The 22,305-nt window shown below is 52.7% G+C and carries 12 protein-coding genes; 5 read left to right on the forward strand and 7 right to left on the reverse strand.

Annotated features, from left to right (window positions below):
• The first annotated feature begins 207 nt into the window (after positions 1-207).
• From EBA_RS11495 to EBA_RS11505, 3 genes are all read left to right on the forward strand, one after another.
• Positions 208-345, forward strand: coding sequence for a hypothetical protein (locus EBA_RS11495; protein ID WP_192374847.1), 138 nt, complete (start codon positions 208-210; stop codon positions 343-345).
• 94 nt (positions 346-439) lie between these two features.
• Positions 440-610 (forward strand): hypothetical protein, encoded by a 171-nt coding sequence (locus EBA_RS11500; RefSeq protein WP_192374848.1) that lies wholly within the window; start codon positions 440-442, stop codon positions 608-610.
• Positions 611-842: 232 nt separating this feature from the next.
• Positions 843-4,010 (forward strand): hypothetical protein, encoded by a 3,168-nt coding sequence (locus tag EBA_RS11505; protein ID WP_192374849.1) that lies wholly within the window; start codon positions 843-845, stop codon positions 4,008-4,010.
• A gap of 7 nt (positions 4,011-4,017) precedes the next feature.
• On the opposite strand, the gene EBA_RS11510 is transcribed toward EBA_RS11505, so the two are convergent.
• On the reverse strand, positions 4,018-5,307 hold the full coding sequence (locus tag EBA_RS11510) for a glycoside hydrolase family 30 protein (protein ID WP_225616173.1): 1,290 nt from the start codon (positions 5,305-5,307) through the stop codon (positions 4,018-4,020).
• Positions 5,308-5,635: 328 nt separating this feature from the next.
• Between EBA_RS11510 and EBA_RS11515 the strand changes: the two genes are divergently transcribed.
• Positions 5,636-5,875 (forward strand): hypothetical protein, encoded by a 240-nt coding sequence (locus tag EBA_RS11515; protein ID WP_192374850.1) that lies wholly within the window; start codon positions 5,636-5,638, stop codon positions 5,873-5,875.
• Between the two features lie 91 nt (positions 5,876-5,966).
• Here the strand turns inward: EBA_RS11515 and EBA_RS11520 are convergent, their stop codons facing one another.
• From EBA_RS11520 to EBA_RS11545, 6 genes are all read right to left on the reverse strand, one after another.
• Positions 5,967-6,251 carry a hypothetical protein gene (locus EBA_RS11520; RefSeq protein WP_192374851.1) on the reverse strand — a complete coding sequence of 95 codons (285 nt, stop codon included), beginning with the start codon at positions 6,249-6,251 and terminating at the stop codon, positions 5,967-5,969.
• 292 nt (positions 6,252-6,543) lie between these two features.
• Positions 6,544-7,155, reverse strand: coding sequence for a response regulator transcription factor (locus EBA_RS11525; RefSeq protein WP_192374852.1), 612 nt, complete (start codon positions 7,153-7,155; stop codon positions 6,544-6,546).
• Positions 7,152-10,829: a PAS domain S-box protein gene (locus EBA_RS11530; RefSeq protein ID WP_192374853.1), complete on the reverse strand. Its 3,678-nt coding sequence runs from the start codon at positions 10,827-10,829 to the stop codon at positions 7,152-7,154. The genes EBA_RS11525 and EBA_RS11530 overlap by 4 nt, the downstream gene beginning before the upstream one ends.
• A 411-nt stretch (positions 10,830-11,240) precedes the next feature.
• A complete protein-coding gene (treS, locus tag EBA_RS11535) occupies positions 11,241-14,594 on the reverse strand; it encodes a maltose alpha-D-glucosyltransferase (protein ID WP_192374854.1) in 3,354 nt (1,117 codons plus the stop codon).
• Between the two features lie 660 nt (positions 14,595-15,254).
• Positions 15,255-19,265 carry a translocation/assembly module TamB domain-containing protein gene (locus tag EBA_RS11540; RefSeq protein WP_192374855.1) on the reverse strand — a complete coding sequence of 1,337 codons (4,011 nt, stop codon included), beginning with the start codon at positions 19,263-19,265 and terminating at the stop codon, positions 15,255-15,257.
• Positions 19,265-21,118 carry an autotransporter assembly complex protein TamA gene (locus EBA_RS11545; protein WP_192374856.1) on the reverse strand — a complete coding sequence of 618 codons (1,854 nt, stop codon included), beginning with the start codon at positions 21,116-21,118 and terminating at the stop codon, positions 19,265-19,267. The genes EBA_RS11540 and EBA_RS11545 overlap by 1 nt, the downstream gene beginning before the upstream one ends.
• A gap of 867 nt (positions 21,119-21,985) precedes the next feature.
• Here EBA_RS11545 and EBA_RS11555 point away from each other — a divergent pair.
• Complete coding sequence (locus tag EBA_RS11555) at positions 21,986-22,276, forward strand: sll1863 family stress response protein (RefSeq protein WP_192374857.1); 291 nt, start codon at positions 21,986-21,988, stop codon at positions 22,274-22,276.
• Positions 22,277-22,305 lie beyond the last annotated feature (29 nt).

Genomic DNA, 22,305 nt, shown 5'->3' on the forward strand with positions numbered 1-22,305 from the left:
CCCGGATCGCGTATTTTCATTGTTGGATTAGCTTTCTTGCTGTTCCTCGGTTTTCTGGTTAGCGCTGTAACCAGGCTCGGCCCTTGTCGGACTTCCAAGCGATTGGCAACGGCTAGGGTGCTCTGGCCTACATCGATTTGCACTACGCCGGTGATCGTCGCGAATTTTATCTGATTACGCAACGGAATCCTTGCGCTCGATTGGGTTATGTCTGGAAGGCGAAATGCGGGATTTTATCCGGGTTTAGTGTTATGGATCGTTGACAATCAACGACATCAAACCAGGATGATGTTGTTCGACCCGGAAGCCCAGACCGGCATCATTGACGAAGCGGACTTGGGCTGAACAATTAGGTAAGCAGGACATTTGCCGGCATTGCGCCGTTGAACTGGTTAGTGCGATTCGTCCTAACCCTTAATCACAAGCAGAGGCCCTTACCATGCAAGCCATAGAATTCGAAGCCAGCATTGAAAATGGTCTGATCCATTTGCCTAAGAATTTACGGCACTGGCAGGTGGTCAAGTTCGTCAAAGTGATTGTGCTGGCTGATGAAAATATAGGCACCACAGACATTAGCCTATTAATTGCCACGCCGAAAAAATCCGCTTGACTCAAGCCCGCTGGCCTTTTAGCAGGCTATCAGGGATGAATGGGCATGAACATTTTCTTTAGCATGTCGGTAAATTCCCCTGTTCTAACCGCCTGAAAAGTCTAATCCAGCTGTCGACAAATCCCTTCGTATCATTCTAAGGCTATCCTTAACCAACGACTGCACGGCAATTCTTGATCACAAAACGATATTGCCTAACTACTAAAATTCCCTTGATACCGGTGACTGCACCATGACCAAGCCTAACTATTTCCACGACAACGAAAACTGTTTCATGATTGAGCAGTACAACGACTGCGCCCCGTTCGCCAGTTTCTTGCCGGGCATTGCCGGCATGCACGGGCGTCCGGCCTGGGTGTTTTACGTCAATCGCGGCCAGGCTATCGCCAGTTTTGGGGTGCGGAATAAAGACGGGGCTTTTTTGGAGTTTTTTCCGGCTGATAAGGCGTATCAGCTAACCCCGTCGCGCGGTTTCCGCACTTTTCTAAAAGTCGCCGATGACCGGCAAAGTCTAAATTACGAGCCGTTTCAGCGCGGCGCCGGACCCGAAGTTAAACAACGCCTTTATGTGACGCCGCATGAAGTCGGGGTGGAGGAAATCAATCCAAAGTTGGGTTTGCGTCTGCGCGCCGACGTATTCACCTTGGCCGACGCACCGGTTGCTGGCTTGTTGCGTCGTGTGGAGATAGCCAACACCTCCGGGAAGACCATGAAAATCGAGATTGTCGATGGCTTACCGCAAGTGCTGCCTTACGCGATGAATCAGTGGATACTCAAATTCATGAGTCGTACTTCGGAAGCCTTCATGCGCGTTGAGGGCGTCGCAGAAAATCTGCCGTTTTATCGCTTAAAAGTTTGGCCAACCGACAGTCCACAGGTGGAAACAGTAATTGCCGGCAACTTCTTCGTCGGCTTCTTGGATGGTCAGCATACCCGCGTTATCGTCGATCCGGAGCGGATTTTTGGGTTGGCCGGCGATTTTTCTCAGCCGGAACGATTTTTCGATAAGCAGCCGCTGGACTTTGCCGATCAGGTAAGCGCCAATCAAACCCCTGCGGCTTTTCAGCATTTGTCTCTGGAATTACAACCCGGCGAAACTCGTGTGTTTTATGGCGTTTATGGTCATGCCGGCTCCCGCGAAATTTTTAATCAATTCCTGGCCGAGACGGCTACGCCGGATTATTTCGTCGGCAAACGCGAGACCAATCGCCAACTGGTGGAGCACATCAGCCAACGGGCGTTTACCGCAAGCGCGCTGCCGCTGTTCGATGCCCATGCCCGGCAATGTTATTTAGACAACGGCTTGCGCGGCGGATTTTCGATGCCGGTGCCCGGCGATGCGCATTTATATTTGTTCGGCCGTAAACACGGCGATCTGGAGCGGGATTACAACGACTTTTTATTGCAGGACACGCCCTATTCCGAAGGCAACGGCGACTTTCGCGATGTGCTGCAAAACCGGCGCATGGATCTGTTCTTTGATCCGGCTCTGGATGCCAAGAATATTCGCTACTTTTTCAATCTGATTCAACCGGACGGCTACAACCCCTGTGCTTTGCGCAACTCGCGTTTTGCCTTGGATGCACCACAGCATTTTGCGTCGTATTACCCGCGCTTTCCCGAGTTGGAAGCCTTGCTGCGCAAAGAGTTTAAATATGCGGAGCTTGTGCAAGCACTGGAATCGGCAACAGATGCTGAATCGCTACTTCACCAGATTTTGGCGCAAGCGCGGGAAGTGGAAGACGCCGAATTCGACCGCGGCTATTGGTCGGATCACTGGACTTATCTGCTGGATTTACTGATCAGTTACGCGGCAATTTTTCCAGATCGCCTGGCGAGCTTATTCCTGGAAAAAACCTACAGCTTTTTCGATCCTACCCATTTTGTGGTGCCGCGCGCTGAAAAGTATGTGCTAACCGCAAACGGTGTTCGCCAATACGGCGCGGTGCAATATCGCCCGGCGAAAAAGGCATTGATAGACGCGCGCAAACAGCGCCGTTATCAAGTACGTGCCGAGTCCGGCCAGGGCGAAATTGTTTACACCAGCTTATTGGGTAAAATCCTGACGCTGGTAGCCAACAAACTGGCTACGCTCGACCCAGCCGGTGTTGGTATCGAAATGGAAGCCGACAGACCCGGCTGGTGCGATGCGCTGAATGGCTTACCCGGCATTTTGGGATCGTCGGTAAACGAAACCATCGAACTAAAGCGCCTGGTGGACTTTACTCGCAATGTAGTAAGCGATTTACATGCACCCTGCGCCTTACCTTTGGAATTAGCCAACTTTGTAGCGCAGTTGCATGCCTTGTTAAACCACACCGATTTGACTGCAGAGCTATTCTGGCAGGAAAGCGGCGCGCTGAAAGAAGCTTATCGGCAACAGGTATTCATGGGTTTTGCCGGTGCCGAACAAGAGCTCGCGCCAGGCGAAATTCAAAGTTTCCTGAGCTTGGTAACAAATTATTTAGACACTGCGATAGACAAAGCCCGCACAACCCAGGGCATCGTCACCTATTTTTCTTACGAAGCTGAACAATATCGGGAGCTTGAAGGCGGTGGCCTGGTGGTAACCTGCTTTCGACAATCATCCCTACCCTTATTCCTGGAAGGTTTTGTACATGCTTTGCGTATCGCCGATTCGAGCCAAGCCCATTCCCTTTATAAAGCCGTGCAACACTCCGAATTATTCGATGCAAAACTAGGCATGTATCGGGTCAACGAACCCTTGGGCAACAACGCACTGGATTTGGGGCGCATCGGTGTTTTTAACTATGGCTGGCTGGAGAACGGCTCGATTTTCTTGCATATGCATTACAAGTTTGTGCTAGAGATGGTGCGTGCCGGCTTGCTTGACGAGTTTTACGCAAATATCGACACATTACTGGTGCCTTTTCACGATCCCGACGAATACAAACGCAACCCAGTCGAAAACTCCAGTTTTCTGGTCAGTAGCGGGTTTACTATCGATCCACGCCAACACGGACGCGGTTGCGTGGCCCGCTTATCCGGCGCCACTGTGGAGTTTTTGCACTTGTGGACGCATCTGTTCCTGGGTGCTGCGCCATTGGTATTCGAGGCCGGCCAGTTACGGTTTAAGCCAGCCCCTGTATTGGTCGGAAGGTTTTTCGCAATAGAGCAGCAATCGGTCAAGCCGTTTGGGCTTGAGGAAAGTTTGCCGGCAAACAGCGTGGCTTGCGCCCTGTTCGGCTCGACTTTGCTGGTTTATAGCAATCCACTGCGGAGGGACACCTTTGGCCCCCATGCTGTAAAACCTTGCCAATACCGCTTATACGGTCGGGACAGCGGCACTCAAACATTCACAGCAGACTGCATCGCGGGGCAAACGGCGGAAGCGCTGCGTTTAGGCCAATTCCGCCGCGTCGATGTGCTGTTGGAATGATAGCAGGCTACGCTGCCCAAACATACGTAGCCACCGCAGCCGCCGACAACGTCACTACTGCGCTTTTATCTTGATATTGGATGGCAAACTGTTGTGCTTCGGCGCTGTCATTCAAGGCCATTAACACGATATTACCCTCGGGCGTCAGAAACGCCACATTCGGTAGCACCTGTTCATCGGAATGAACGCGTAACGAGCCGGGCCGTATCCATTTGGCGGCGTGAGCAATGATGTAATAAGCAACGTTACGAGTGACCTGGTCGCCGTCTATGGTTAATGCACCGACACAGCGCGCCTCGCCGCCAGGCGTATGCGGGCCGCAAAAGGGGTCGGAAGCCAGATTCCATTCCAGCACCACCCTACTCCAGTGTCTTATCGAGCCGATCATCACATGGCGTATATGCCACAACAAATCGCCGCCGAACTCGCCGTCCGAGCCTACCCATTGTTCGGTGAAATACAACTTCATGTCCGGGTAAGCTTGATGCATCTCAGACAATACCGAAATATCGCCGCCATACAGATGCCAGGCCGAACCGCTCAGGTACTGCCGCGCATCGGCGTCGGCAAACACCGTCAACGGGTACTCCTTTACATCGCAATTGTGGTCCCAGCAAAACAGTTCAACATCCGCCAATCCCGCTGCCGACAAGGCCGGCCCAAGATGACTCTTGATGAACTCGGCTTGTTCGCCGGCTTCCATGATCATGCTGGGCTCATTTTTTTGATTCAACGGCTCGTTTTGCGGGGTAATGGCGTGAATCGTTATGCCCCGCTCGCGCATGCTTTGCAGGTATTTGACCAGGTAAGCGGCGTAAACGCCGTGGTATTGCGGATTGAGTTTGCCGCCGACAAATGCCTGGTTGGTTTTCATCCAGCGCGGCGCCGACCAGGCTGTCGCCATGATCTTGATCTCCGGATTCAGCGCTAGAATTTCTTGAAGCAGCGGGATAAGCTCGAGATCACCGGCATGCATATCAAAATGCGCTAGCTCGAGGTCGGTCTGCCCATCCGGCATATCATCATAGGTAAAGCAACGCTCGCTTAAATCCGAAGCGCCAATGCTGAGGCGCAAACAGCTGACGCCGATACCATCGCCCTCAGGCAAAAATAATTCCCGCAACAAAGCCTGCCGCTCGGCGTCGGGTAGTGCAGCAATCAGCATGGCACTGCCGCCAGTCAAGGAGAATCCGAAACCCTCCATGGTTTGATACACATCGCCGGTATCGACTGTTATTGCCGGTAAATCGTGGGCAACGTGTGTAAAACTGACAGTGTCTGTCTGCGATTGAAACAAGGCGCGCTGGTCGGCGGTAGTCAGCCAAGCCTCGACAACTGATGGCTCCCCCCTGAATGAGATATTGATTGGTCAGCATTGGTTTGCTCAGACATGAAAGCCCTCATGGTTGGCGCGGAAGCGGATCCGCCGGATTAAATACGAACAGAATCGGGCTTATATTATCTGTGCTTTGCATGCGCTAGCCAGCTTAATATTCATCCTGGATAGTCAGGATAAACAAAGATTACATTGTGCAAAGCATCGCAGGATTTTTTGCCTAGCACTGTCATCAAACCGTCAAAATCACCTATACTGCGGTTTCTGTTCTAACGCATGGAGATTGGATATGAAAAAGTTGGTATCAATTCGCGCGCTAACGGCTCGGCTAAATCGTAAGCTGGCTAAAGAATCAAAAAAACTATTAAAGTACAAGCCCAGGCTGCAGAGTAACGATCCCATTGTCGAGTACGCGATTGTCGATTTGAAAACAAATTCCATCATCAACTTTCACATGGCCAGTGAATTACAGGAATTTGCCAGAGGACTAGGCTGTTTAGCCAGTCTGGAAGAGGTTTCCTTCGAGTAACAGCCGTTAAATGGCTGCGACGTCTAAAGCCGGGTACGCCCGGCTTTTTTGTGCGCGTAGAAATGCGAGTAATGCTTGGATTACCGGCTTTCTAAGTCTTGGCGTTTAACTGGTTAAGTAAAGCGCGTTCCGAAATTTGGTTGTAAAGATTCGCCAACTCAGCTATCAATTTTTGATATTCAGGGTGATGTTTCAGTAATGGCATCATAGTGCTGGCTTCGGAAAGCATTTGCTCAAAATGCATTATCTCAATCTCGTTTAGTGTGTCTCCCTCTTCTACTCTTTTTTTAACGGCCAACGCGCGCGGGATTGACTGCTCTTCCAATTGCTCTACAAAGGCCGTGATAATGCCTATTTCATCATCTGACGAATACATTTGTATTTCCTGTTTGTCGCGATGAGAGGCCACCGCAGCCAAATTATCCCATAGTACCAGGGTATTGCTCCGACATTATGCGCACAAATCCGGAATCCGCCAGGCCGAGTATCGTTTGGATTAATAGAAGTGAAGGCGTATTTTGATTTGCCATTTCACACCAAGGGTTTGATCACATCTCAGCGGCAACAATCCTAGATTGAACATAACTCATCTACCTGAGAATTTTGGGCACTCTGTGCTGCCCAAATCGATGGGCAGAGTAGTTATTGCAAGACGATGCGAGTTGAAATTAGTTAACAGAATTGCATGAAATCTCATATTCGCTACAGATGCGCACTAAATCCACGAGGTTACTTGCGCCGGTTTTCTCCATGACGCGGGCTCTGTGTACTTCAACTGTACGGTGGCTGATTCCCAAATGCCGGGCGATTTGTTTATTCGATTGGCCGGTAATCACCAAATACATCACTTCCAATTCGCGGGCTGTCAGGGTAATGATGCAATTGCATTTATTTTGCTCTAATACCAAGGATTGTTGCTGGAGCACAGCTTCTATCCGCGTCAATAGTACCTTGCTGGGTATAGGTTTAGTCAGAAAATCGATGGCGCCTGCCTTAATGACTCGTACCGTCGTCGGTATGTCGCCAAACGCCGTTAAAAAAATGATGGGTATCTGGATATTTAGCCGAATCAGCTCATTTTGTAATTCGTCACCACTCATGTCGGGCATATTTAAATCCAGTACTAAACAACCTGGTTGCCCTGGCCTATAGGCTTCCAAAAAATCTTCCGCACTTTCAAAAAGCTGGCAAGGCAAGCCGGCAGCTTGCATAAGCTGCCCGAGACTGTCGCGTACCGCATCATCGTCATCGACAATAAAAACTAAGGCTTCCTCACTCATTCGGCAAAGGGCAAGGTGAAATGAATCGATAGGCCTTGGCCTGCATTCTGTTCCGCCCACATCTTGCCGCCATGTGCGACAATCAGAGAACGACTAATAGCAAGCCCCATGCCCAAACCCTTAGGCTTAGTGGTATAGAAAGGTCGAAAAATCTTACGCAAGGAAGCGCTATCGACCGCGCCTTTACCGCTGTCCCGCACGGTGACTTGAACCATGGACGCGTCAAGCACCGAGCGGCCACTGATGATCGCAATCGTGTCAGCGGTTTTACCGTGTTCCTGCATAGCGTCCAAACCGTTACGCAATAGATTGATCAACACTTTCTGGACTTGCAATCCATTAGCCAAGACCGGCGGTAAATCGGCAGCCAGGTTGGTGACGACCGTAACCCCATGTGCAAACTCATCAACGTTCACCAACTCTATCGCCTCCCGGATGGCTAAATTGATATCAAAGGCTTCGTTCGGTATTTCCTCTTTTTGTAACTGGGCCAACAATTGCCGTATCACATTACCTGCACGCTGGGCTTGGGTCGAACAGTTTTCCACCAACTGAGCAAGTTTTTTTTGGTTATAGCTGTCGATTTGCATTAGATGCAAGGCCACATCGGCGTAGGACGCGATAGCGGCCAGCGGCTGATTCAATTCGTGGGCAATCGCTGCGGCAGTCTGCATAGCAACATACAAGCGAAACGATTGCTCCACCTTCTCGCGTCGCCCGCTAAGCTGTTTTTGTTTCATGTATTCGGTAATGTCCAAATTCATGCCCAGCACACGATAGGGACGGTTATTCAAATCACTCAGCAATATGCTGCGGGAATGGAACCAGCGGTAACCACCATCGCTATGCCGAAATTGAAATTGGGCTTCGTAATAGGGTTGCAAACCAGTGAGGTGCTCGTCCACCAGTTTCAGTACGAAAGCACGGTCGTCGGGGTGCAATCTCTCCTCCCACTCCGCTCTTCGTTTGGGTATATCGCTATCGGTAAAGCCTAATTGCTGCTTCGCTTCCGGCGACAAAAACAACTGCCGGTCGATTAAATCCCAATCCCAATATCCGGCTTTTACCTGATCGACAATCAGTGCCAATCGCGCTTCGGAATTAAGCAGTTCCAGTTCGGCTTTTCGCCGCACGGTCACGTCATCGCTAGTAATAATAATACCGCCAATGTTTCCACTCGTGTCAGTCCACGGATGGGCGGCCCAATTATACCAATGCCGACTACCATCGGCTTGCACCCATAAATCGTCGTTGTTGCTGAGGAACTCTCCGGACAAAACACGCTGGTGAACCTGTTTCCATACCATAGGAAGATCGGGATTGACGACGTAATGGTTACGCCCCGCCAGATCGTCGAAGTTTTGTCCAAACTCCTTGACCCAACGTCGGCTGGTCACCAAGAAATTCATATTGGTATCGAACATGGCAATACTGAGCGGCGCCTGTTCCACTAATAGCCGTAGTTGCAGTTGGCTTTTGGCAAGGGCCTGTTCCGCGTGTCTGAGCGAGGTAATATCCAAAAACGCCCCAACGGCTCCTCTTGGCTTCCCTTCGTCACTCAACAACGGTGTTGCATTGCACAGAGCCGTCACCACCCGGTAGTTCGGGAGCAGAATTTCAACGGTTTGATTGGAAATTATTTCACCGCGAATCGCGCGTTGCATGGGCGAATCTTCGAAAGCCAGTTTGGCTCCGTTTTGCGTGACACAAATACCCACAGCAGAATTTTCTTTAAGGGAAAGTTCGCTATGGGGTGGCAAGCCCAGCATACGTTCAATCGCCGCATTGCCGCGGATATGCGTGCCATCCGTGCCATGGGCAATACTCAAACCTATGGGGGCAGTATTAAAAATCACCTGCATCTCTTCGACGCGCTGCTGTAAGCGTTGATTCAATAAGGTGATTTTATGCTCGGACATCACCCGCTCTTCAATATCAAAGACATGTACCACAATGCCCCTGATAACCCCCTCGGCATCGACATTTGGCATATAGGTGGCATGCACCCAACGGTTGGCTTTGTTTGCATAAGGGATTTGCTGGTCAAAACTGACCTGTTCACCGCGACGAGCGCGTTGCAGGTAGGGGCCGACTAACTGCCAGGCCTCGATGCCTAAAACATCTTCCGCTTCACGCCCTACAATCTGCTCGGCGGACATGTCGAACCATTTTTCGTAGGTGGCATTGACACGTAAATAACGGAAATCGAGATCCAGATACGATATCAACGCCGGCGTCGTATCCATTATCAGCCTCAATTCATTCTCGCGATCACGCAAGGCTTTCTCCCCTAATTTACGTACAGTAATGTCGCTTTCCGATCCGGCCATGCGCATAACCTTACCATTGCCGTCTTTCCGGGCAATACCGCGGTCCAATACCCATTTCCAGGAACCGTCTTTACAGCGTATCCGGTATTCTTCGGAAAATACCGGCGTTTCACCTGTAAAATGGCGCTGCACCGACGCTAATATCCGTTCAAGGTCATCGGGATGGATAGCGTTGCTCCACTCTTCTTCGCCGTTGCCGATCTCGTGTTCCGTGTAACCACGAAGCGCTTTCCATCGAGAAGAATAATTCACTCGCCTGTTCGGGACGTCCCAATCCCAAATGGCGTCTTGTGCACCGTTAAGGACCAACTCATAGCGGTCTATGCGTTCCTGAAGCGCTTTTTCGGCATTAATACGTTCGGTAGCGTCGTGCACGTAGCCATGCCAAAGAGTGCCGCCATCAGCTTCCTGGATGGGCAGCGAATGGCCTTCGTGCCAAACCTCACCCTTGGTTGGATGGTTATAACGGTAAGTATCGTGCCAGGGTTGTTGGCTACGCGCCGATTCAGCAATCGACGCGTGAATATGCCCAATATCGTCCGGATGGATACGAGCGAATACGGGGTTGAAATCTTGCGAAACGATTTCAACCCCGAGTCCGTATACCGATTCGATGACCGGACTGGCGTAAGGCATACACGCACTACCATCCGAGCGTAAGCGAAAGGAACAAATCAAGCCGGGCGCCGATGCCGCGACTTTAGCCAATTGATCCTGTAACCCCATTCGTTGCGTAATGTCTTGGGTGGTGCCAAAGCCACCGAGCAATTTGTCTTTATTGTTGAATTCCAGAACGGCTTTTTCCCGCACCCATTTCACTTTACCGCCCACTACCACTCGGTGTTCAATGTCGTAAGGTGCGCCGCGCAAGCAGGCTTGCCACATGTGATCGACATATTGCCGATCATCAGGATGCACAATGGCAAGAAACGTCTCGTAGGTCATCGGCGTACCTTTGGGTATGCCAAAGATGCGATGATTTTCGTCAGACCAAATCAACTCGTTACGCGCGACGTTCAAACGCCAACTACCGATTTGGCCAACCAATTGAGCATGCGCTAAATCTTGCCGACTTTCCCAAAGTGTTTGGGCTAATTGTCGATGAAAACTGGTTGTGAATACCATGACGACCGAAACAAAACAAAACCCGGCATTGAGTATCACTAAATCGCCCGTCGCGATTGTCTGGGGGAATAATACGAACAGATTAACCGCGGACAAGGACAGAATGGCGGCAAGCAAACCTGGATATAAACCAAGCCAAAACGAAACCTGAATAATTCCAAAGAAAAACAGTAAAAACGCAGCCCGTTCGCCAATCACCTGAAGATAAATTGTTGCCAAACTGGTTGCAACGACAACAATCACTGCTAGGCCATACCGTATTAATGCCGATTGAGAACCTAAATAAATGAAAATGGATTGGATATTAAATTGCCTCACTCAAATACTGTCGACTAATTAAAAACATAAACCCCTCACCCTATTTTCCTGGAAAATAAGCCAAAAAAATCAATTGATTGTCATGAAAATACTGTGAATTGCCCATTCATTTAAACGTAGACCATTGAAAACCAAAAGCCATAACCAAAAGAATACGTAGTAGCACCTACTTGAACAGGCCAATGGCAACACCTAAAATGACGACTGAGTCAATCGAGCGCCTTTCCAAATCTTCCATCGTGCCAAGCTATCTTTCATTGACTTCTCCCAACTGCCAAAAACTACGTCTGATCGACAGGCGGTTCTTATAAATCACCTGTTTGTGGCTGCCGACTTCAGTGACATCAAAATGCCCCGCAACAGAATGACCATCCAATCCGGCCGATTGTCGAGTTCATGGCGAACCTCGTAAAACGCCTTTTCCAACAGAAACAGTTCGAGTAGACCGCGCAACGAGGCGTCGGCTGCTAACAAGCCTGAGCCCTGAGCCACTTCATCGTAGGCCTCCAGAAAAACCCGCTCGACTTCGGCTTTCCAGTCTCGCAGCAAAGGCTCGAATTTTACTGTCGGTTCTGGGCGTTCCGCACTCTCCTTCTGCACGGCCGAGTGAGCGGCGTAATCGAACGATTGCAGCATGCCGGCCACATCGCTTAAAGGCGAATATTTGAAGCGACGTTCAGCGAGCGTTCGCGCCGGATCGCCTGCAAAATCGGTGATTACGAAATCGTTGTCGGCGAGCAGCACTTGTCCCAGATGATAATCGCCATGGCAGCGAGTCTTGACACCTTTAACCGGCCCGCGAATACATGATCGGATACACGCTATAAGCGCATCCCGTTGCAGCAGCAACGCTTGTGCCAAATCGCGCACCGTTTCGCTAAGGCCTGGCAACCGGTGTTCCAGGTGATCCAGTGTGGCTGTCGCCTCCCATTGCGTTCGCAACACCCAGTCAGCCAAGTCAGCGTCTGTCACGGGTTCAGGGTCGAAAGCGGGATCGCCCGTCGGCGTGGCCAGCGCATGGTGCAATTCGCCGGTGCGTTGGCCGAGCTTGCGTACCAGGACCAAATAGGCGGTGTGAGCTTGTTCCGCGGGTTCCGGCGTCGGCACCACGCGGCAATCTTCCAGATGACGGCCAAGATATTCCAGTGTGTAGCTCCAAAAGTCGCCCTGGTTTTCAACGTAACCCTGCAACAACGCCAGCGTCACGTTTTGGCCGTCGCCGCCGTCATACTCGATCACACCTGCAACAGGCGCGATATAGGGAAATCCCAGCACGTCGGTTAAAAATCGGCCCATTTCAATCTCCGGGCGCTTACCGTTTTCAAGATACCGATAGCCTTTCAAAAATAGATGTTTCCCCAGGACGATTGCGGTATTGCGGCCTTGCTTGATGGCAGGGCGTACCGGCAGGTCGTCGGCTATCTGCCCAGCGAGGGCCTCGAATGCATTGGTAGGTGAAAAACGAAGGGTGCCATTTTCGCAGGCTAAGCTTTGGCGGTTACCGATGGCCTGTACCAAAGCCCGGCAAAACGCCTCGTCCGCGAAGGCATCGCCCAGAAAGCCAACGTGTGATTGTTGGCGTGCTTTAGCCAAGGTGCTTGGCAACATGGCAGGCAATCGGGCGGAGTCACCGTTTTCCCAGGCCAGCGCAAGCGGTAAAAAGTAGGTCTGCCGCTCACCGCTTATGGTTTCGACGCCGACCAGGGTGATCAACCAGTTATATGTGCCCTTCTCCCATACGCAATGATCGCTTATGGTTACGCGGCGTACCGGTTCGCCCTTCGGGCCAAACCAGCGTTGCGCGGCAATAAAGCGCGGCAACACCTCGTTTTCAAGCTGAACGCGCGTCTTCTCGGCCATCGCCGCACGCCGGATCACAACCCGGTTAGCGAAAAAACTGAGCCAACCGTCGAATAACACGATCGTCGGCAGTTCATCGGGCAACGAGTGTTCCTCGTGCCAGGCCGGAACCTCTTCGCCGCTGGCCAGCCGAAACCAATAGAAGTTATGGCCAGGCAAGGTAAGGAGATAAGGTAGCTCGCCTATCGGTGGAAAAGCCGAGCGCCCCATCAATTCGACGGGCACACACCCCTTATGAGCCGACAGATCGAGTTCGACCGCTTGCGCGGCACGCGACAGATTGGCGACGCAAAGAATAATGTCACCCTCGTAGATTCTGAAGTAGGCAAGTATCTTGCGATTGCCCGGATGTAAAAACACCAGCGTCCCTCGGCCGAATGCCGGATGATTTTTGCGCACCGCCAGCACCCGCTGCATCCAATTCAGCAGGGAAGCACGCTCTCGTAACTGTGCCTCCACATTGACCGCCCCGTAGCCGTAAACCGGGTCCATGACAGGTGGTAAATACAGACGTTGCGGATCGGCGCGGGAAAAACCGGCATTGCGGTCAGGGCTCCATTGCATGGGGGTGCGCACGCCATTGCGGTCGCCCAGAAAAAAATTGTCCCCCATACCGATTTCGTCGCCGTAATAAATAATGGGCGAGCCCAGCATGGACAGCAGTAAGCTGTTCATCAAGCGAATTTTGTTGTTCTCATTGTCCATCAGCGGCGCCAAGCGCCGGCGAATGCCAATATTCAAACGCGCACGCGGATCGTCGGCATACATCTGGTACATATAATCGCGCTCTTTGTTGGTGACCATCTCCAGCGTCAGTTCGTCGTGATTACGCAAAAAAGTCGCCCATTGGCAGCTTTCCGGAATATCCGGGGTCTGGCGTAGAATATCGGTGATGGGGTGGCGGTCTTCCTGGGCGATGGTCATGTACATCCTCGGCATCAACGGAAAGTGGTAAGCCATATGGCATTCGTCGCCATTGCTGAAGTAGTCGCTGACTTCTTCCGGCCACTGGTTGACTTCGGCAAGAAAAACCCGATTCCGGTATTGCGTGTCGAGTACGCTGCGCATTTGTTTGATCACCGCATGCGTTTCCGGCAGGCTTTCGTTTTGGGTGCCTTCGCGCACGCACAAATAGGGAATCGCGTCCAGACGCATGCCATCAACGCCGTGGTCCAACCAAAAACGCATCAAGCGGATTACCGCCTTCACCACTTGCGGGTTGTTGAAGTTCAAGTCCGGTTGATGGGAGAAGAAACGGTGCCAATAATAGGCTTGGGCTTCGTCGTCCCAAGCCCAGTTGGATTTCTCCGAATCGCTGAAGATTATCCGCGTTTCCGGAAACTTACGATTCGTATTGCTCCAAATGTAAAAATCGCGTTTACTGGAACCGGCCGGCGCCCTACGCGCGGCTTGAAACCAGGGGTGTTGGTCGGAGGTGTGGTTAATGACCAGCTCGGTAATGATTTTAAGGCCGCGGCGGTGTGCTTCCTTCACGAACTGTCTGAAGTCGGCCATGGTGCCGTATTCGGGATGGATATTGCGATAGTCGGCAATGTCATAACCGTCATCGCGCATCGGCGAAGGATAGAAGGGTAACAACCAGAGTGTGTTCACCCCCAAATCCTGCAGGTAATCGAGCTTTTGAATCAATCCGGCAAAATCGCCGACACCATTGTTATCGCTGTCGAAAAAAGCTTTAACATGCAGTTCGTAAATGACGGCATCTTTATACCAAAGCGGGTTTTCCATCCATTGCGAGGCGTCAACCGGCGTAGTTTCTGTCGAGTTGGCTGTCGTCTTCTTCATGGTGCCCTCTCATAGAAAATAGTCGAAGTCGCGTTCAATACGGACGCACCGGGTAGACGATATTGCTCGCCGCCATCCTCGCAGTGGATGGTATTCATCAACTCGCACGCCGGCCCGTAGATGCCGTCATTCGCGCCAATACCCTTTGCGATATAAACGCCGGGCGGCCACCGAATTACCGTTATTCGGTCAGAATATCGGTGGATTCCGCCATAAATTGTGGTCGCCTTTATTCGCGTACTTCCGTACGAGTGAGCGAGGTAAAATAAGTTTCCAGTATTTGCGCTACGGAAAATAATGCTGCGACTGGCTGAAACCCCGCTCACGGATCGGCAGATGTCTTGCTGATAAAGCATGGCTTCGCGGCGATGAAAACGGTTGAGATCTTCTACCCGCTGCAGCAATGCGGCGAGATGTGGACACTACAACGCGTTCCCACCCAAGCTGTCATCCTGTTGTCATTCGCGTTTTTGCCCAAATTCACAGCCTATGAACAATAGTTGCTTGCCCGGAGGCCCCGCATATAGCCACACCATAAATTTTGCCGCCTTTCGCCACCCGGCGTTTGTCCGATCATCGAACCTTTTCCCTAAATCACTTCGTAGCCGGTAGGCAATAGAAAACATCTCTCTCAGGCTGCGTTACTTTAGGACGGCTGCTTCAGTATTCAAATTGATAGAGCACGCCAATACTATTGGTTGAAGAATTACCGGAAGAAGATGTGCCGCCTATACCGCCGACGTTGCCAATGGTACTTTCCAACTTAAGGCCTTTCAAAACATCGATCTGGATCACTGCCTGGGGAGTACCACCCGAAACGCCCTGTTTGGCGCCAAGGTAAACGCCCGGCGCAATATAACGGCCGCCTTCCACACTCGGATTGGCACCGCCTGCCGACAAGCGGTCGAGACCAAGCCGTTTTCGCGCGCTTTCCAACGGATCCTGGCCGCCGCCGGTAACGCCGGTCAACGACGCCAGCGTCGAAGCAATCTGCACCATTTCCAGCGGGCTTAGACTGGCGCTACCCTTGCCAAACAACAGATTTGCCAGGATCTCGTCCTGTGGCAATTGCGGCGTACTGCTGAGGGTAATTTTAGGTTGTTGAGCGCTACCGCCCACGGTTAGCGATGCGGCTATATTGTTTCGGCTGGTGGTGGCAACGAAATTCAGCGACGGATTGGTCAGGCTACCGCTATCGAAACCAACTTCCCCCTGATTAAATACCAGGGATTGTCCGGCCAGCGAGAATTCGCCGCGCCTTTGATGAAACGTCCCATCGGGCCGAAGTTCTTTTAACGTGCCGGCAATATGCACTGTACCACCCAGTTCGGCATCCAACCCTCTGCCTCGCACGAAGATTTCCCTTGGCGCATCGACCATTAAATTCAATGCTATATCGCCCTTTGCTTCAGGCGCAGGTGGTGGCGCGGCGGGGTTATTCAGTTTCAGCACGGCGATACTGGTTGGCATCCGTTCCGGGATACGAATGTCCGCACGGTTGATGCGGATACGTCCGTCAACGTTCAAGCGCTCGACGGCAAGTCCGCGTACCGCAAGGTCCGCATCGAGATTGACCGTCAAGCGGTCGCTAGCCAGTGGCTTGGCATTGCGAGCAGTGACCGTCAGATCGACCGGGAAACCCGCCGTCGATAAACCGACGCTGCCTGCTGCGGCAAGCGTGCCGGACCCTGCTCTGCCCTGCAGTTTGACAATACGTAAGGTGCCATTCTCAGCTTGCAATTCCGCCGCAATATCTTTGACGCTTACACCCGCGACCGCATCCTGCCAATCACCGCCATCAAGGTGGGCATTCATAGTGACGACCGGCGCCGGCCAAGTCCCGACCAGTTTGGCATCGGCTCGTAGCAGGCCGCGCATTCGCCGCCCGTCGGCGCTCAATAGGGGATTAAGTTGTTTTAAATCCAGAGCGGCTTCGCCTTGCAGATTCAATAATCCGGTCTGCGTCATGGGCAACTGTCCGGAGATCTGCACGCGGGTGTCGTTGCCGACGTTGAGCTTGGCATCCAGCTCGGCAACCTCGCCATGGATCGAAGCCGTGACATCAATCCGGGCAGGCGGCAGCCCCCGGCCTGGTCCTTGTTTCATTTGCAGCTTGTCGGCCTGGAACCGGAACAAACCCTTGGGCTGCGCCAGACTGCCAGCCAGTTCGGCAGAGGCATGCAGTGTGCCGTTCATCGCCAGATCGGGCGCGAACAGGCTTATCAGCTCGGCCGGGGTTTCGTGCAACTCGGCGTTAAGCGCCAATTCCGGCGTAAACTTCCCGGCGATTTCCAGTTCCGCCTGCCGTAAACCCAGCCGCAGCCGGTCGACGCTAAGCCCCTCGGCAAACGCTATCTTTGCCGGCGCCAGCAGCCGGACGGTTTGTTGCCGCCAACTCGCTTCCATAGCGCTCACCGCCAGCACACTGCCCGCAGCGTTGAGTTGGGCGGCGGCGCTCAGTTGTGCGGCGCTACCATTTAAATTTGGCGAGATTGCCGACAACCCCAAATGAAGGCTGTCCATCGCTCCTTCCATTTTGAGCCGCGCCGAACCGCTTATCTTGCCGGCACTAATCCCGTTCAGGGTCAATAAACCGTCCAGTCTGGCCTGCGTGGTGGGCTCGCTGACGGTCAGCGCCAACGAGGAAGTTTCGGCGGTCGCCGTTCCTTCAAGGCCGGCGTTCCGCGCTTCAAGCCCAATTTTCGCCAGCGGACGGCCGCCGCGTTCGCCCAGTTCCAAAGTCGCATCGGCGCTGCCGGACAATGGCTGACCGAGCAACGGCCGAAAATCGGCCAGCCGGTTTATTTTCATGACTATTTTGCCGGCCGGTGGCGAATTGTCCCGCGTCAGCGTCAAACCGCCACTCGCGCGGGTGCTTTTCCAGTCGGCTTGATCGATGTCAAGCCGAATGGTTTTGCCGCCGGGACTGTCGACGGCCAATCGCACTTCGATCGGCGAGCCGATCAGTTCCCCATTCAGGTTAATTCGGCCATCTGGGGCATCCGGCAAATGTTGTAATTGAAGAGCGGCTTTGATGGGGCCGCCGGGATAACCCTGGCTCTTCAGATTGCCATTCAACTTGGCTTCCAGCGTCAAATCATCTCGTTCCCCGTTCAGGCTGCCTTCTATGGCCAGTTTTCCCGAAGCAGTATCGGCGATGGCCGAGACATCATTGAGTTGTGCCTGCCACTCGAAGTCGGCATTCCCGGAATCCAGTTCGCCATGGGCCGATAGGCTCAAGGCCTTGCCATCGAGTTGCAGCCATGACAGGGTCATATTTTCTTTCTCGCCCGCCATGGAAAGATCGAACTTCGCGGATTCGCCCAACAATCTGGCCCAACTGGAACCACCGCTTAGACCCAATATGCCGGCTATCTCCAATTTGCTGCCATCGGCTTGCCGGGCAGCCTTCAGTGTCAGCATGCCATGGCCCTCCAATTGCAAGCCGTTCGCAGCAGCCAGAGGGCGAAGATCGGGCAAATTTAAAGCTAACTCCGCACGTCCGCCCCCCTTCTCCAGGTGAGTGTGTCCAGAAGCGTCAATCAGCGGGTGTTTTATGACAAAATCAACCGGGTAATCCGGCGTATCCCATCCCATTTTCGCCTGAAACGCCAACGGCGTAGCCTGTAATAGATCGGTTTGCGAATCCGCTAGCTGCAACCCTGCTAGTTCGCCATCCAGATCGATCCGTCCACCGATTCCCTGCCATTTGACGTCGAGATTGCCGATATCGGTTTGTGCGGCATGCAAGCCATCGAGTTGCAAGTCGGCGTTGATAGCCAGATCCTTTAAGGCCCCACGCATTTGCAGATTTAGCGACAACGCTCGCCAAGCCAGATCAGGCCGTAATTGCATGGCCGGAGCAGATGCTGTGAGCGACAAATCGGCGCCCGGCTGGACAAAGTCGATGCGGCCGCCGAGCTGTGCTTGTAATTCATCCAGCTTCAAGTCCACGCTGCTGAGAACCCCGGATAACGGGCCTGCCAGCGACGCCTCCAAACTCAGCCCCTCGCGGTCATGCAGACCCGCTAGCAATGCCAACGGCCCTCGAGCGGTTTCATGCAGGGACAAGCGGGCTTGCAGGCTATCGTTGCTCAATTTGGCCTGCACACTGTAAGTACCCTCGCCGTCCAACTGCTTGGCCTTAAGTTCGATCGCTCCTCGGAAAGCGGTGGTGAGTGCCAGCCCCCCGCCTACGCTTAAATCAATAGCCTTACCGGCAAGCGGCGGCGCCATCTCGACACGCTCGACCAGCAGATTATTGACATTAATAGCCAGCGGCAACGACAGGCCGCCGGATGTTTCCGGTTCGGCAGCAACACTTGGCACGGGCGGGCGGGCGACAGCGATTTTTCGGACTTGCAGGCGCTCAATGGCGACTTCGCCCACCAGCAGTTTGGCCGGCAGCCAGTCCAATATCAGTTCGTCTATCGTCAACCAAGGACCGCCGGCGTCGCGCAGTTCGATACGCTTAACGGTCAGTTGCGCGGGTAAATCGCCTCCTAGCCCGTTCAAGACAATTTGGTTCGCGCTCAGTACCGACACCGCCCGTTCGATTTCGGCAAGGCCGGTTGAGGTATTTGCGGCCCCTATCAACAACGCCAATGCGAGCAGCGGCAGGGCCAGCAAGCCAATAAAGCCCCACAGTATCCAGCGGCTTAGCCGTTGCATCAGAACGCCTGCCCCAAGCCGATGTAGACTTCGAACGAACCGCTGCCCGGCTGTGGGTTCACCGGAAACGCCAAATCGAGCCTGATCGGCCCGAACGAGGTGTAGTAACGAAGGCCAGCGCCGGCGCCGATTTGCCAGCTCCCGGAAAAGGGGAAACTGTCGACGCTAACCTGCCCGGCGTCTGCAAACAGCGCCACGCCATAGTCGTCTAAAATCCGTTGCCTCAATTCCACGCTTCCGGCCGCTATCGCCGTGCCACCCTGCGGTTTGTGATCGGCAAACGCCGGGCCGATGGACTGATATTTATAACCGCGTACCGTCGCGCTACCACCGCCGTAAAAACGTCTATCCGGAGGCAAATCGAACTGGCCGGCGCCCTCGGTATCGCCGATCAGGCCGCGTAAGGCCAGCACGCTACGACCCGGTTTGCCAAGATCCAGATAGGTCGAAGCGGAAACCTGCATCGTCACGAACGGCTTGCCGCCGCCGGCCAACGATTCGGTGGGCGTCACCGAAAATGTGCCGATACTGCCTTCGGTCGGATCCAGCGGGCTGTTGCTGCTATCGTATTTCAACGTCAACGGCATACTCAGCAAGGTATAGTCGCGCGTCACGCCTTGCTGGGCGATACGCGATTGTTGAGTGGCTATACCCACACTGCCATGCCAATATTTGGACAACTTGCGGTTCAACAGCAACTCGGCCAGGACCGTTTTCAGGTCGTAGGCGTCCAAGCTCTGTTTGATCGCATCGAGTCCAATCTGCAACGATTGATCGCGCTGTAAAAAATCCGGTTTACTGAAGGCGGCTCCTCCTTTGTAGCCGATGCCGGTGGCGCTGTTGCCGCCCAGTTGCATCACGCCCGCACTCAGATTGAGCTGTTCGGCATTGCCGAACAGATTGCGGTGCTGCCAAGCGCCCGAGAAACTGGCGCCAAGGTCGGTGGAATAGGCGGCACCGAGATTGACCGCATGGCGTTGACGTTCCGCGACCTCAAAATTGACCGGGATGCGACCTCCGCTATCGAGCTGCTTGCCGGTCTGAGCGCTGACCGAAGAGAAAACCCCAAGCGCAGCCAAGTCCTGCCGGGCGATTTCGATGGTAGACGGTTGAAACGGCTGGCCTGGGCTCATTATAAGGTGACTACGAACGAAGGTTTCGTTCAGCGCCTTTAAGCCATTCACGGCAATATCGCCGACAGCTACCTTAGGGCCGCTGTCAACTCGAAACAGGATGTCGACACGGTCAGTATCCTCCCGTAACGTGGCGACAGGTTCGTCGACTTTCGCCAGCGCGTGGCCCTGCTCGAGTAGTTCATTCAACAAACGTTCCCGCGCCGCTAGTGCGTCCTCGGCCAGTGCAATGTCGCCGGTGTTCAACTTCAGCGCGGCGCTCGCCTGCTGGGAAATATCGCCCTCCGTCGTGATCTGTCCCCAATGAAACTGCGGACCAAGCTCGAACGCCGCAGTGACCATCACCGGCGGATCGGCCGGCGCATCGATTAACGAATCGATTAGCGCCGGATCGTCTAACATCCGCCCGGCTATTCGCAATGACACCTCGCCCTTGTAATAACCCAGCGCATGTAAAGCGGCCATAAAGCGCTCCTGATCTTGTTTGCAGCGTGTGATCAAAGCAAATGGCCCCACCTCGGCGCTTTCCCGAAGGCTGATCAATGTCGACGCATCCTGAAGCAACTGATCCAAGCGGGCGCTGCCGGTCTTGTCGAGAGTGACGCTATAAGCTTGGGGATCGGCGGCATGGGAAACCGGCGCGGTCAAAGTCATGGCGACGGTCATCAGGCACATTAACGCGGCCAGGGATAAATTTGCCGATCTATGCGTTCCGGGCATGGCGCTTCAATACGAGAAGGCCGGCAGGCCAATTCAGCGCGATACTCAACTTTGCGCGCCAGCGGTAATCCGACTCATTGGAGCTGCTTCTCGCTTGCATGAATATTGGATAGCCCATCATTAACGACCTTTTGATCCTTTAACTGAACTAAGACGAACCGGCGTGAAAACTCCCTATTCAACCGATTAGCAGGGTTATCTAAAAGTATTCCCTTAATAAATAATCGACACCGGACGCATGTTGTTTCGGGTTGGCTAGGCGGTGGCATGCATTAGAAGTTCGGCTATTATCCAAACAGTTTGCCATTTTGGCTAGCAGGTAGGTATTTTCACTTATTGTGTTTTATTGGTGGACTTGTATTCTACAGCCAAGATTGTCCGTGATAAAGTTTTTATCCAAAATACAAGCCATTGATAACGGACTTAAGTTTAAACCATTGATTTGATATTAAAATAGATCATCAAATCAAAATACCTTTTTCAATACCAATAACTTAGCAACGGAGCACATGCATTGCGCTCTTTAATAGGCGGCATTAAAGATAATAATTAGTCCGGCATTATTGAATTACATCATAGCCATATATCTCATTATTATCTGAATCCTGGGTTTGATCAGCTAAGTTTTAGAAAACACCATACTGTCTAACGTCAGGCATGACATCCTAGTTACTCACGACTACTCGATATGTAGACATCGTCAAAACGCGATAATCAGCATGCAAATAAACCGTATATCCGACAATAACTTTACGTCGCGATGCTGTGCTTCACGGCCGAATATGTCAGGCATAGCAAACCCCTGTTGTTACTGAAATCGGACAGAAACGCCTGTCTAGAGACAAAAACAATTCGGAGAAAAACATTATGAATACCAAAAAAGAAGCTTATCAAGAGAAATTCGAAGCCCAATTGCGAGAGTGGGCAGCCGAAATCGAGGTATTAAAGGCAAAAGCTGACACGGCGACAGCAGAGGCCAAAATCGTGTATTTCGGGCAGATTGAGGAATTACACGCCAAGCAGACGGCCGCACAAACAAAATTACAGGAGTTGCGTGCATCCGGAGAGCAAGCGTGGGAGGCACTCAAGCCAGGATTGGAACATGCTTGGCATGATCTTAGAACAGCCATTGACGATGCGGTTTCCAAGATTAAGTAGCATTTTCGCCAGCCCGTTTTGGCTACCTT

This window comes from Methylomonas albis (assembly GCF_014850955.1).
Taxonomy (GTDB): Bacteria; Pseudomonadota; Gammaproteobacteria; order Methylococcales; family Methylomonadaceae; genus Methylomonas; species Methylomonas albis.

Bases quoted from the DNA above. Each gene is read 5' to 3' on its own strand.
- EBA_RS11495 (WP_192374847.1), top strand. From the start codon at position 208: ATGTCTGGAAGGCGAAATGCGGGATTTTATCCGGGTTTAGTGTTATGG.
- EBA_RS11500 (WP_192374848.1), top strand. From the start codon at position 440: ATGCAAGCCATAGAATTCGAAGCCAGCATTGAAAATGGTCTGATCCAT.
- EBA_RS11505 (WP_192374849.1), top strand. From the start codon at position 843: ATGACCAAGCCTAACTATTTCCACGACAACGAAAACTGTTTCATGATT.
- EBA_RS11515 (WP_192374850.1), top strand. From the start codon at position 5,636: ATGAAAAAGTTGGTATCAATTCGCGCGCTAACGGCTCGGCTAAATCGT.
- EBA_RS11520 (WP_192374851.1), bottom strand. From the start codon at position 6,251: ATGTATTCGTCAGATGATGAAATAGGCATTATCACGGCCTTTGTAGAG.
- EBA_RS11525 (WP_192374852.1), bottom strand. From the start codon at position 7,155: ATGAGTGAGGAAGCCTTAGTTTTTATTGTCGATGACGATGATGCGGTA.
- treS (WP_192374854.1), bottom strand. From the start codon at position 14,594: ATGAAGAAGACGACAGCCAACTCGACAGAAACTACGCCGGTTGACGCC.
- EBA_RS11540 (WP_192374855.1), bottom strand. From the start codon at position 19,265: ATGCAACGGCTAAGCCGCTGGATACTGTGGGGCTTTATTGGCTTGCTG.
- EBA_RS11545 (WP_192374856.1), bottom strand. From the start codon at position 21,118: ATGCCCGGAACGCATAGATCGGCAAATTTATCCCTGGCCGCGTTAATG.
- EBA_RS11555 (WP_192374857.1), top strand. From the start codon at position 21,986: ATGAATACCAAAAAAGAAGCTTATCAAGAGAAATTCGAAGCCCAATTG.